Below are 13,923 nucleotides of genomic sequence, written 5' to 3' on the forward strand. Positions count from 1 at the left end.
GGTAAACGATTTTACAATTAGTCCTGAATTAATTTTAAAAATCGGCAATAAAAGTAGCAGTTTTTTATATAAAATGAAAGCTTGGAGCCTTAATTTAACGTTATATGCTATTTGTTTGTACTTTTTTACCAATTTTCACAACCGGAGAGGATTATTGTAATTAATACATTTACTATCTTCTCCGGTTGTATAAAGGACTATAAGTTAGATTGAATAGGTGTCATAATGAATGAAAATTCATAGTCTCCATAATGTAAACGGTATTTCTCTAAAGGAAGAGCCCCCCAGCTGTTTACACATCCGAGTCCCATTTGCACCTTGTCGATACATACATTCGTATAATCTATTCGCGGAACGAGTTCGGAATGTCTTTGTTCTTTTTGTCTTCCATCATCCAGCGATTCGATTGAATAATGTAAGGCGGAAGCTGAGAAAGGAGCATCAGCCACGAACATCAGTCCGTTTCCTCCCTTATTCGTTTGTTTCCACCAACGGATGTCGGTTTTTGTTCCGGTTTCCTGCGGACGGATATACGAATAGAACTGTTCATCTACGGTCTGTGTATATTTACCGAGGTCTGTTACGTTGTTGCGATCTGAATAATTTTCAATCGGGCCTCTTCCGTAATAGCTGATTTGTTCCAGTTCTTCCGGCATTTGTATTTGCATACCGAAACGGAACATATCGGAAATCTTGGCAGACTTGTCGGCTTCCATCTTCTGCGTTACTTGTATGGCTCCTTCATTATTAATAATGTAGGTCAGATACAGTTTCGCTTTAACGGCATCCATCGTATAAGCTGCATTTACAGTTATCATATCGTTTTCAGTCTTGTTTGTCAGCGACGTCAGTTTCAAGCCCGGTCTTTTCCAAGCTGCATAGTTGTTTTGCAGGTTGGCCCCCATGTCATTATCGGTAGGAGCACGCCAGAAATTCGGAGTCAGTTTGCCACCTTCTTTCAGCATTGGCATGCCGTTTACATCATATCTGCACAGGAAACCGTCGTGCTTATTGAAATCGAGACGGAAATTTTCGCCTTCAACAATCAGATAATTATAGTCGTTGTCTTTTATGGTCGGTACGACTGTCGCGATATTTACTTCCTGTTTGTTTTGAATATTCAACTCTTCTGCCTGATATGGGCGAACTGTTAACTGGTTCTTGGCTACGGTATATCCGGCCGGGAGCAGTTGTTCCGCTTTTTTTAGTTTGAAAGCGACATTAAGCAGTAGCTCTTTACATTTACAAATACCTTCCGTATTGTAGTTCAACTTAATAGAACGGGTTTGTTGAGGGGCAACCTGTAGGTCGGTCACGATACCTTTCTGTATCGGTTCGCCGTTTGCCAGTAATTCCCATTCTGCATAATAAGCACTCAAATCACGGAAGAAATTTTCGTTGTAAACATTGACTGTCCCGTTTGCCAAATCAGCAGGAGTTGTCCAGATGGATTGGTAGATATGTCCGACTTCATACATGTGCGGATTAGGCTTGCGGTCCGGGCTGATAAGTCCGTTGTCCATAAAGTTATTGTCGGAAGCATCGTATACATTCCAGTCTCCGCCATACGCATAGAACGGTACGCCATCTTTTGTTTTCCAGCGTAAAGACTGGTCAACGAAATCCCAAATAAAGCCACCCTGATATTTCGGATATTTGCGAACCAAATCCCAGTATTCTTTGAAACCGCCTTGCGAATTACCCATTGCATGTGCATATTCACATTGAATCAAAGGTTTGTCGATGTTGCCTTTGCAATACTCTTCACTACCTCTGTAATCGCGATACATCGGGCAATAAATATCGGTAAAGTCGTTTGTGCCGGCCTGTTCATATTGTACGGCACGTGTTTTGTCTTCGTTTTTAATCCAAGTATAGCAAGCTTCGAAATTCGGTCCGAAACCGGCTTCGTTACCCAGTGACCAGAAGATGATGGACGGATGATTGTATCCGCGCTGTACATTCCGTTGGTTACGCTCCATGTGTGCTTTGGCATACAACGGGTTTTTTGCCAGAGTTTGATCGCCATATCCCATCCCGTGTGATTCGATATTGGCTTCGGCAACAACATAAATACCGTATTTGTCGCATAAGTCATACCATAAATTGTTGTCCGGATAATGGCAGGTACGTACGGCATTGATGTTATATTCTTTCATTATTTGAATATCCTGTATCATGCGTTCCGGCGAAACAACATACCCTTTGTCCGGGTCCATTTCGTGGCGGTCGACTCCTTTAAACAGGACAGGCTGCCCGTTCACCAGTATTTGTGCGTTTTTTAGTTCGATTTTGCGGAAACCTACTTTAACCGGAATGGCTTCTATTTCTTGATTGCCCTCTTTCAGGCTGGCAATCAATGTGTAGAGAACCGGAGTTTCGGCAGACCATTTTTCAGGATTGGAAATTGCCATATCTGTTGAAACTTTGCCGGAACCTTTCACGGAGGAGCTGGCAACTGTTTCGCCTTTTTTGTCGATTAATTTCAGGTCGACCGTTCCGCTGCCTTTCAGGTTCAGGGCAATATTCAATGTTGCATCTTTATATTGCGAGTCCAAGTCGGGAGTCACACGGATGTCCTGGATATATTTCGGATTGCGGGCATACAGGAAGCAATCACGTCCGACACCGGAGAAACGTAAAAAGTCCTGATCTTCCAGATAAGTTCCGTCGCACCAGCGGAAGACTTGGAAAGCAATCAGGTTTTTTCCCGGTTTCAGGTATTTAGTCAGATTAAATTCAGCTTCCAGTTTGCTGTCTTCGCTATAACCGACAAACTGTCCGTTCACCCAAAGATACATATTGGAGGTAACGGAACCGAAATGTGCAAAAATCTCTTTACCTTTCCAATCGGCAGGGAGTGTGATTTCTTTCCGATAAGAACCGACATGATTGTTTTCTGTCGGAATTTCGGGAGGATTATTTTTAAACTGGTTTCTCCAAGGATAACCTACGTTCACGTAAATCGGATTGCCATATCCGTTGAGCTCCCACAAACCGGGAACTTTCATGTCTGCCCATCCCTTGTCGTTGTAGTTTACCTGGTAAAAATCGGTAGGACGCGATTCTGCATCTTTTACCCAATAGAACTTCCAATTACCGTTGAGTGTCATAAAATTCTCGGATGCTTCTTTACATCCTTTTAAGGCACTACTTTCGTTTTTGTATGCGAAATAGTTTGTGTGCATGGGGGCCCGGTTGATTTCGTTCACATTCGGGTCTCTCCACTCGTTTTTTTGAGCGAATGCTGCTGTCCCCAGAAGGGACAGGCAGCAAGCAAGTACGTTTAATTTCATAAAATAATAATTAATGTAGGGAGTTTGTGATTTTAGTCAATCCATTTCTGCCATTTGACATTTTCGTTGTAGCCGGCTTCCACCATGGTTTCAATGAATTGCATGCCTCTTACTCCATCGTAAACTGTCGGGAAGTCCAAGCAGTTCCCGCTGGGCTTTTCTCCATTCTTGACAGCTCTTACCGTGAGAGAGAAGTTTCTGTATATATTGGCAAATGCTTCGATAAATCCTTCTGGATGTCCGGCCGGTGTCCGGGTATTCCAAGTAGCTAGTTCTCCCAATTGGGTGTTGTTGCCGACTTGCAGAATTTCTGCCGGACGATTTCCCCATTTTATCGTAAGCGTGTTCGGTTCCATCTGACGCCATTCAATACCGCCTTTTTCGCCATATACGCGGATACGGATATTATTGGCTTCGCCTGCTCCGATTTGGGTGGCAGTCAATACACCGGTTACGTCGTTTTCATACCGGAGGAAAGCGGCGCCATCGTCATCGATAGGACGACCGGGAACAAATGCTTTCAAATCGGCACAAACTTCCTGCACTTTCAATCCTGTGATATATTCGCTTAAATGCCAGGCATGTGTACCGATGTCGCCGATGCAGCCTGCTTTTCCGGAACGTTTCGGGTCTGTACGCCATCCTGCGTTATTACCTCCTTGCAATTCGATACGGTCGGCTAGCCATCCTTGTGTATATTCCACATAGACACGGCGTATCTTACCCAGTTCGCCATTTGCGATACGTGTTTTAGCTTCTTTGACTGCCGGATAAGCAGAATACACATGTGTCAATGCGAGTATAAGTCCGGTTTCTTCTACTTTTTTCTGAAGAAGTTTGGCTTCTTCCAGTGAGAAGGTCATCGGTTTATCCACAACCACGTGAAAACCTCTTTCGAGAGCCATCATAGCCGGTTCGAAATGCCAGCGGTTAGGGGTTACAATGGTGACAAAATCCATTCTTTCGCCTTCCGGCAATGTCATTTCGTGTTCGAACATTTCTTGATAGGTACTGTAAATCCTGTCTTCCGGAAGGAAATAAGACAGGCCGGAGCTTTTTGATATTTCAGGGTCAACACTGAAACATCCACATACTAATTCGATTTGATTGTCCATAAAGGCGGCGCGACGGTGAATAGCACCAATGAAAGCATCGCTGCCTCCGCCTACCATACCCATTCTTAATTTTCTGTTCTTCATGATGATATTATATTTAGCAATTTTGTGAATAGAGTGTCTAGCAGTTACTGTTTTTCTTTATTTTAAAACGGCCGGCATAATCCCCTCTTCGGTTCCAAAGATACAACGTTTTGCAATACATGTCAATATGGAAGCGTGCTTTTTTCTTATTCCTATCTGGCGGATTCGCGTTCCCCGCCTAAGAAACAACCGTTCCCTGTACAGGAAACGGTTGACTTGCTGGCTTAATGATTTTACTTGACTACGACCGTCTTTGAATCGGTATGTGAAGCATATTCCGGAGCATAAGCGCACTGTATAGTCGCCAAGCCTGTTTCGTAAGTACCTGCACGACTGACGCGGTAGCTATATTCCAGTATATAGACTCCTTTTCCCAGATGGTCGAAGAAAAAGTTGGTGGAAGCTTCTTTGATGTCTACATAATAACCGAAACCGTTGTTCCAGCGATAACCGGAAATACTTCCGATGGGTTCGAAGCAAGCACCCCGTTGGTCTTTCAACTGTACAAAGTCCATCGAACGGTCCGTGCGGATACTCAAGCGAGATACGACTTTGTCCCCTACCTGAAGAACGGTTTCCCCAGTGATTGGTTGCAATTGGAATACATGGTCTACCATCCGTTCCACATACAACTGTTTCTGCACATTCAACTCACCACCTTGTTGTTTCATGTCGCTAACGGGCGATTCGTATTCTGCATACACAGCTCCCCAAGCGATACCCGGACCTTTCTTTTCTACTTTTATCTTGCGGGCGTTTACTACTTCTTTCTGTGTAAACGAACGTTTGATATAGCTTAGTCCCGGTACGCCGGTTTTATCCGGAGCCGTCGTTTCGAGTATTTCCTTCGCTATCCGGATACGTACACTCTCTTGGTTATCGAGTAAGTTCGTTCCCTTCATCAATAATGCGTAGATTGCATCAGCGGTAGCTACCGGAGAATTCCATTGTTGTGTCTGCTTCTGTTTCAACAACCAGAGTTTCATTTCTTCTATTGTTTCACTGTTTCCATCTATCAGTTCCACTGCTTCCATCACAGCTACATGCGCTTGCATTCTCATGCCGCCCCATGTATATGGGTTTTCATTGAAAGCAAAGAACATACCCTGTTCGTCAGTCTTTGTCAGATGCTCTTTCAGGGAAGCTGTAAATTCCTGCGCTTCTTTCTTACGACCGGCTTTATCGAGTACGATGGCTACAATCGCTTTAGTATCCATAGAAGGAGACTGGAGCATTTCGCTTATTTTGGAAAGATAATAGGTGTAAGCGTCTTGGTTGTCAGCCGGAATTTCCTCACCTGAAATCGCAATGAGATACAAATATTGGAGAATACTTTCCGAAACGCCTGTGAATTTTTTCCCTTCTTTCTGTGCTTTAAGAGTTTCTTTGTATTCTTTCAAAGCTGATTGATGGAGATAAGCGAAAGCATTTTGCTGTAAGATTGATGCTACACCATTTAATTCCTTGCCTGTCAACATGGCAAGACGTGCATTCAACCCGGCAATATAGAGTGTAACGTAGTGGCTACTACTCATTCCCTTACACCACGACCAAGCTCCGTCGGCTTTTTGTAATTCCTGCAATCTTGTCAGGGCTGCAATACTATTGCTACTAATCGTATTCAAGTCGAATAGCGTAGCGATACGTTCTTTCTGTTGTTCTTCCGTCTGTGCTTCGAGCACCCACGGAGATTCGGATAACAGAATATTCTTCACTTCCTGATTCTTTTGCAGGTTGCTGAGGAATGTTTCTTTTGTTCCGCCCTGAAGTTTCCAACTGTCGAATACAGCCTTGATACGTGGTTGGCTGTTCATAATAAATGCTGCCAGGGTATTTGCGTAATATGCGGTAGCCCAGGAGATTGCATTATTATTCACCGGAATACTTAGTGAAGGCAGTGCCTGAATGGCATACCAAGCCGGATTTCCGGTATATTCAATTGTCAATTTACGGTCGGTAGCCGTCGAACTATGGCGATTGAACAATTTATCAAGTGAGAATGTACGGGTTTCTTCTCCGCGGACAGGCATTGGCAGGGTTTCTACCAAATGCTCTTTATTGCTCAGCACAGGAAGTAACTGCTGTTCTCCGTCGCTGAAAGTTTCATTGTCGGCTATCAGCCGGCATCCCAGTGCTTCGTACTTATCACTTGCTGTAAACATAAAGTTTACTCCAATCGTTTCTCCGGACGTCACCGTGAATTTCTGTATCTGTGTGCTGATTACTTTTTCTGTTATCGGGTCAAAGAGTATCATGCTTACTGTTCCAGACTGTGACTTACCTGTCATATTTGAGATAGAAGCCGCAATAGATGTCTGGTCACCAACACGTACAAAGCGGGGTAGATTAGGAGTCAACATAAATTCTTTACTGGTGGTCGCTGTGCTGTCTAATGTCCCCATGGACATTCCTTTCGTATGGGAATATCCACAGAAGTTCCAACGCGTAAGACTTTCGGGCATTGTAAAAGAGAATACAATTTCTCCTTGCTCGTTTGTACGAAGTTGCGGATAGAAGAAGGCGGTTTCATTAAGATTTGTGCGTAAATCGGCAGGTACCTCGGCGAGGATATGTTCTTCTTTTTCTTCTTTGAACAATTCATCCTCTTGTGCATTCAGCTTATTCCTCATCATAGATTCGACATTGTCTGTACCGATAGTTGTTACGGCACCTACTAACGTATTCTTTTTCTGTGCTCCGAATCCGACGACTACCACTTCGTCTAAGGCTGAATGTTCACCCAGCTTAGAAATCGATGGTTTTACAAAATGGTCGTATTCCATTATCGGAACTTTCGGATATTTATCTTTTTGCGAATAATTGAATGAGTGGTTTCTGGGGTATCCACTCATCCAGTTAGAATAGGAAATAGGCTGTATATAGAAGTATCGGAATATTTGCGGACGGTTCCATATTTTATCTAATGAAGCATCGTACATGGTTGCCAACATTTCTGCATCGGCAGCCTGTCCTTGTGGCGTTTTAATGGTCAGCTTCCATTCTTCTTCCTGTCCGGGACGCAACTTGTCGCGAAAAACTTCCCACTTCATTGTCAGCGTTTTCTCCGGCAATCGTTTTTTTAATCGGGTCTGTTCCTGATAAGTCTCTCCATTTCTTACCATACAGAAATTGATAGATAACCCATTACCGTAACTTTTCTCATACGGATAATCGAAAGGTACAATCGTATCGGATATATACATCTTTTTCCTATCCAACAGCCGGTCGCCACAGAATATATTCATCATCACATAGACATCTTTCTCGGAAGTCCCGAAATAGAACTTCGCCGGATGAATGGCATCGAACTCTGTGTTTTCCTCGTAGAACCAAACCGGGCTTTCTACCGGTGGACGTATATCTGTCGTCGAAAATATAATCGTGCCGGTTTCGGCGGTTACTTCGTTACCCCGGTTGTCTTTTGCTTCCAGTTTCAGAATATAAGGTCCTGAAGGAAGATGTTTCCAATCAAATGTCAACTCCCTGTTGGTTGTGAATGTCCCTGTCTCGACGGGTTCGCCTTTCACCTCTTTTAATTCTTTGTTTTTGGCATGGAACAGGCGGTAGGTCCCTTTTGCTTCTATGAGGTGCTTGTTCAGATTCTGTAACATGATTTCAACAAGAATTGGTTTATCCTTGCTGTTTTTCTCGTTTAACTTTGCCTGTAAAACCATAGAACTGCTTGTGGCCGGAATGACATTTGTGGACGACTGGGTCTCACCTGCCGCATTGGTAACGGTCGTTTCAATCGAATAATCATAGTATGCTATCTTGTTGTTCTTATACATTTCGTTTTCTTCCAAACGTACCGGTATGGTAAATTCTCCTTTTTCGTTGGCGACCACTTCTCCGGAAGCTAATAAGGTTTCTGCCGACTGCCACTTGATATAAACAGTACGTGTCACTTTGTATTTTACGGGAAGGCCTTGCTGTATGATGCCATTATACGATTGTATCTTGCCTTTTACCTGTATTTCATCTCCCAACTTATAACTTTCATCTTGTTTCTTAAAAGTGATATCGAATGTCGGACGTTTATACTCTTCCACCCGGATATCCCTTCTTCCTTTTCCTGCCTTCAACACAAACATTCCGTTCATACAGGCGGAAGGCAAGATGAAATCTGTGGTAAACGAACCGAAGTCGTTGGTTCGTACTTCTTTTTGTCCCACTTCTTGGTTGTTTGCATCCAGTAAAGTTACTGTATATTCCTTATCTGCAATCACATGGGCTGTATCCGGATTTTGCTGATAAGCGATACCTTTCACATAAACCGTTTGTCCGGGACGGTACAAAGAACGGTCGGTCAACAATCTTATTTCCTCGGACGCTTCACCGCCACTTTCGTGGTATCTATAATTCCCTCCGAAAATAGTCATGAGCGGCATCACAGTATCCGTACCTTTCGTGGCTTTCAAGTACCGGAATTCTGAATTCCAGGGGAATATGGCTTTCCCGTCTTCATCTGTGGTAAACTCCTGCAACGTCTTATGAATATCATTATAAAAAACGACTTTGGCATTCGGAATAGGATGTCCTGTCTGTGCGTCCAATGTCACAGCTTCATATTCTCCTTCGGGCAGACGGCGAGTCAGTACTTTAAAATGTGTGACATTCAACAGGTTCTCGCTATTGTTTTTTGTCTGGTTATCCGGTACGATGCGCATGAGGTATGTGCCGGCTTTCGGAACATTGATTGTAAATACAGTATCTTGTAGTTGGTAATCTTTCGAACGAAGGAGGGGATAATGCTGTTTCTTAACCACTTTCTTAGCCTGAAAGAGGTGCAAAGTGAAACCATCCAGGTTTTTGTGTGAGACCCTGAGTTTTATCTTTTCACCGGGAAAAGCCATAACCTGCGCGTCCACATTCAGGAAAGGTTCCAGAATGTCTTCCCGAAGATTCTTTAACGCATTGATTCTTTTATAATCCGGATAGAGACGGATGGCCTCGTCGCAAAGCTGTAAAGCGTTCACTTGCTGTTCTTTTTGAACCGCATAACGAGCCTGTGTCAAGTAAACTTCGGCGCATATGGGAATTGAATTAGATTGTTTTTTCAGCTCATTCAATGCAATAATATAAGGGTCTGTGTCTGATTCGGATTCCTGAAGTCCGGTTTTAGGCAGGAAAGGCTGATACAAGTTCTCTGGTTTGTATTTCCAGTCTAGAAAGTTTAGTGTAGTCAATATATATCCTTCTTTCGGGCCGGATGTTTTATAAGCAGAAATCATGTTCTCATAGATTGTCGTAATATCTTGTTCTACCGGGGATGAAGGGAGGTCGTTATCTTTACTGCGTAGTCTTCTGATTTGTTGTAAAGCCTCAATACTGCGGGAAGCCAATAGGTGATACATGTCGTGATGATAATATTCACTAGCCTCACCCAATTCTATAAAAGGCATATAAGTTTCGGAAGAGGTCTTGAGCAATAATGCCGAATCTGCCAGTGCTTCTTTTGCATTTGTCCGTACTTTTTCCCGAAACATATTTGCTGTCCATTCGCGTATATCTTCTGCTGGTTCTTGACCGGCAATCTCCGCCCGTTGCCGGATTTGCCATTGATTCTTTGAGGCGTAATCGGCATAAATCCCTGCTATCAACGAATGCAATATGGCGCGGTCTATCGGTTTGCCACTTTGTTTCGCCCATTGTTCCATTTCTTTCAGGGTGGTGTAATGGCTGTCCGGCGTTAACTTATTCCGGTATCTCATTTGCCAAAGGTATGCTTTTAGCATTTGGGGAGAATTCTTTTCCTTCTCTCCTTTCTGATAAATTTCGTCCGTTATTTTTATAACTGTTTCAGGTAAGCTTTTCCTTTCTGCCTGCTCTACTTGTTCCCACAATTTGTCGAAAGTTTGTGCCTGTACAGCCGGAGTTGTTCCCAACCATAGCAACATTACCACATGAATTAGTTTTAATTTCATAATATATTAAATTTAAGGTTGAAAGAAGCCTGCTGTTTGTATAAGCAAAGATAGGAATTAAAATTCAAAGGGCTGCGCTTTTATGAATAAAAAAACAGGAAATCAGGAAAGCTGACTACCTCTTATGCGTTTCACGTTCGATGAACGAAAAAAATACGAACGTGGAACGCAAAAAATACGTTCGATGCTTTTGCGTTTCACGAACGTAGAACGAAAGAGACATACTGATGAAATACAAATAAGATTGGGATAGAGTGAAGGAAGGGATATAAAGAAAGCACGGAAGGAGAGGCTCGAACTCCCGACACCTGGTTTTGGAGACCAGTGCTCTACCAACTGAGCTACTTCCGTAATGCGGGTGCAAAAGTAGTGGAATAATTTAAATCTCCAACTATAATAGATAAAAAGAGTTCGAAAAACCATTTATTTTGTCGTTAATAGGACAATGTGCCGATTTTCTTTTTTACCTTTGAAACATTGTTAATCAAACTCTATAAAAACAATCAACAAAGACATGAAAGATGAATTAGAATTGAATGCGAACCTGTTAGTGGCATTCCTTCAGAAACCTTCTTCTGAATTTACAAAAGCGGATATTGTTTCCTTTATTAAAGAGAAAGGCATCCGGATGGTTAATTTTATGTATCCTGCCGGAGACGGGCGTTTGAAAACATTGAATTTTGTTATCAATAATGCTGCTTATCTCGATGCAATCCTGACTTGCGGTGAACGGGTGGATGGCTCCAGTCTTTTTTCCTTTATCGAAGCGGGCAGTAGCGATTTGTATGTAATACCCCGCTTTCGTACGGCGTTTGTCGATCCGTTTGCCGAATTACCGACATTGAGCATGCTTTGTTCTTTCTTTAATAAAGACGGCGAACCGTTGGAAAGTTCTCCTGAATATACCTTAAAGAAAGCAAGCCGGGCCTTTACGGAGGTTACAGGAATGGAGTTTCAGGCAATGGGTGAACTGGAATATTATGTGATTTCGGATGAAGAAGAATTATTTCCGGCTACCGACCAAAAAGGGTATCATGAATCCGGTCCTTATGCCAAATTTAATCTTTTCCGTACGCAATGTATGCAGTATATTGCCCAAGCCGGCGGACAGATTAAGTACGGTCATTCGGAAGTTGGCAATTTTACTTTAAACGGAAAAATCTATGAACAAAATGAAATAGAGTTTCTGCCGACACGGGTAGAAGATGCCGCCGATCAATTAATGATTGCCAAATGGGTCATTCGTAATTTGGCTTACGAGTATGGTTTGAATATTACGTTTGCCCCGAAAATCACAGTCGGAAAGGCCGGTTCCGGTCTTCATATCCATATGAGGATTATGAAAGAGGGACAGAACCAGATGTTGTCCGGTGGCGTATTGTCGGAAATAGCTCGAAAGGCAATTGCCGGTATGATGAAACTGGCTCCTTCTATAACGGCTTTCGGGAATACGAATCCTACTTCTTATTTCCGTTTGGTTCCTCATCAGGAAGCGCCTACCAATGTTTGCTGGGGCGACCGGAACCGTTCGGTATTAGTACGTGTACCGCTTGGTTGGGCTGCTAAAAAGGATATGTGCGCGTTAGCTAATCCGTTGGAGGCTGACAGCCATTATGATACGGCACAAAAACAAACGGTAGAAATGCGTTCGCCGGATGGTTCGGCAGATTTATATCAGTTGCTGGCCGGATTGGCTGTTGCCTGCCGGTATGGTTTTGAATTGCCGGATGCTTTGGATATAGCGGAAAAGACGTATGTAAATGTCAACATCCATCAGGAAGAAAATAAAGACAGGTTGAAATCGCTCGACCAACTTCCGGATAGTTGTGCCGCTTCGGCTAAATGTCTGCAAAGCCAGCGTGCGATATTCGAGCAATATAAAGTGTTTAGCCCGAGTATGATTGACGGCATTATTAAAAAACTGGAAAGTTATCAGGATACTACATTACGTGAGGATTTGAAAGATGATTCAGAAGGAATGTTGAAATTGGTGGAACAGTATTTTCATTGCGGTTGATATTACTTTTCTCTTGAAAGAAAAGTAACCGGAAGTTTAAGGCTATAGAGGCCGGCTATAAGAAAGCTCCATTTTCTTTAAGGATAATCGACACCGACAGGATAAAGAGTCGGTGTCGGATATTTTAAACGAATAATACAAATCTTTAAAGATTTAATTCTTCAAACATTTTCCTATAAATATCTGCCTTTTCTTCCAACGGTTTCGGGTAGGCCCGGGAGGAGGAAGGCATGCGGTACAGACGGAAGATACGTCCTAAAAGGGTGAAGCGGGAATAGGCGCCTACTTTGGGCTCTTCAAGAGGTGGCAGCATGGCAATTAATGTGTCCATCGCTTTTTGTCCCGTTACGACAATTGCTTCACATTGGGGTATTTGTGCCAATACTTCTTCCGGATTAAGCGGAGTTACAACTTGTAGGAAATTGTCGGAAGCATTTTTCTTCAATCGGACAACCTCTACAGCCGTATCTCCGATACCAATTCCTTTTTCCCGGCAAAAAGCCTTTGCTTTTTCTTCGCTGAAAGCTTTTTTTGTTTCCAGAAAGTAATTCTTATTATTATAGAAGATGAGGCCCAGTATTCGCCACATATCATTCTGGATATTCGGGTAATAGAAGTTCATCGACCATCGAGCGCGAGGAGGCGGAAAACTACCCAGCATCAGCAGCTTCGTATTCTCCGGCAGGAAGAACCCCAACGGATGTAATTCTGTTTCTCGGTTATCCATCTTATCTGTGACTGTTTGGTCGTTTGCTTTCCTTTTTCATGTGTTTCAGCGACAAAAAAGACTATTTATCTGCCTTACGTTGTTTTTTTGCGTCCTCTTTAGCCATCAGCACGACATGGTAGACGAAGTCTGTCATCCATTGTTCCGAATAACCTAATGTCTCCTGATATTTGCGGATTTTCCAAGCCACTTTCTGGACGCTGACTTCTTTCCATTCGGAACGGGTCAAAATTTCATGTATGGTTTTCTGAGTTTGGGCATACAATAGTTTTTTCACCAGCATGGAAAAACGGAATTTCCATTTCATCAAGCTGTCTAGTAAAGAAAACAGGTCGTTGTTGAAGCCCTGAAACATGATGAAATACGATTTTATATCGTTTTGCGATTTGCAGTTTTTCTTGACGGAAGCATCTATTTCCTTGAAGAAGTCCTCATTTAATCCGTAATCCTGCATCAGGACTTTGCGCGCTTTTGATTTTTCGGCAATTCCCAGCTTGTTGTTCTGAGTCGGGATTTTCAACATCCGTTTAAACAGTGCCATATCAGACAGGATGTTGAGATTGGTGATTCCTAATTGTACAGCCATAACAGCCTGATAATACACACGGATTAACGTAACGAACTCTTCAACAGAACCTTTTGTTTGTATTTCTGCCTCTTCGTCTTTCTTTTTAAAAAGTTTGGAAAACATATTCATTTGTATTCATTATGTAAATTACGGGACAAATATAGTAAAACTGTCCCGCTTACAGGGCTTCTT

At 42.7% G+C, this 13,923-nt stretch carries 6 protein-coding genes and 1 tRNA gene; 1 reads left to right on the forward strand and 6 read right to left on the reverse strand.

Going from position 1 to position 13,923, the window contains the following annotated elements; translation table 11 throughout:
• Nucleotides 1-197: 197 nt before the first annotated feature.
• From DW103_RS03330 to DW103_RS03345, 4 genes are all read right to left on the reverse strand, one after another.
• Nucleotides 198-3,296, reverse strand: a complete 3,099-nt coding sequence (locus DW103_RS03330; protein ID WP_122274228.1) for a glycoside hydrolase family 2 TIM barrel-domain containing protein — start codon at nt 3,294-3,296, stop codon at nt 198-200.
• 32 nt (nt 3,297-3,328) lie between these two features.
• Nucleotides 3,329-4,495 carry a Gfo/Idh/MocA family protein gene (locus tag DW103_RS03335; RefSeq protein WP_122274229.1) on the reverse strand — a complete coding sequence of 389 codons (1,167 nt, stop codon included), beginning with the start codon at nt 4,493-4,495 and terminating at the stop codon, nt 3,329-3,331.
• A gap of 233 nt (nt 4,496-4,728) precedes the next feature.
• Nucleotides 4,729-10,419, reverse strand: coding sequence for an alpha-2-macroglobulin family protein (locus tag DW103_RS03340; protein WP_122274230.1), 5,691 nt, complete (start codon nt 10,417-10,419; stop codon nt 4,729-4,731).
• A 278-nt stretch (nt 10,420-10,697) separates the two neighbouring features.
• Nucleotides 10,698-10,770 (reverse strand) — tRNA-Trp (locus tag DW103_RS03345).
• Nucleotides 10,771-10,933: 163 nt separating this feature from the next.
• Here DW103_RS03345 and DW103_RS03350 point away from each other — a divergent pair.
• Nucleotides 10,934-12,436, forward strand: coding sequence for a glutamine synthetase family protein (locus DW103_RS03350; protein ID WP_122274231.1), 1,503 nt, complete (start codon nt 10,934-10,936; stop codon nt 12,434-12,436).
• Nucleotides 12,437-12,581: 145 nt separating this feature from the next.
• Here the strand turns inward: DW103_RS03350 and DW103_RS03355 are convergent, their stop codons facing one another.
• The gene (locus DW103_RS03355; protein ID WP_122274232.1) at nt 12,582-13,163 is read right to left on the reverse strand and encodes a uracil-DNA glycosylase family protein; all 582 of its coding nucleotides are present in this window, start codon (nt 13,161-13,163) and stop codon (nt 12,582-12,584) included.
• Between the two features lie 61 nt (nt 13,164-13,224).
• Complete coding sequence (locus tag DW103_RS03360; protein WP_122274233.1) at nt 13,225-13,860, reverse strand: hypothetical protein; 636 nt, start codon at nt 13,858-13,860, stop codon at nt 13,225-13,227.
• Nucleotides 13,861-13,923 lie beyond the last annotated feature (63 nt).

This window comes from Parabacteroides sp. AM08-6, assembly GCF_003473295.1.
Taxonomy (GTDB): domain Bacteria; phylum Bacteroidota; class Bacteroidia; order Bacteroidales; family Tannerellaceae; genus Parabacteroides.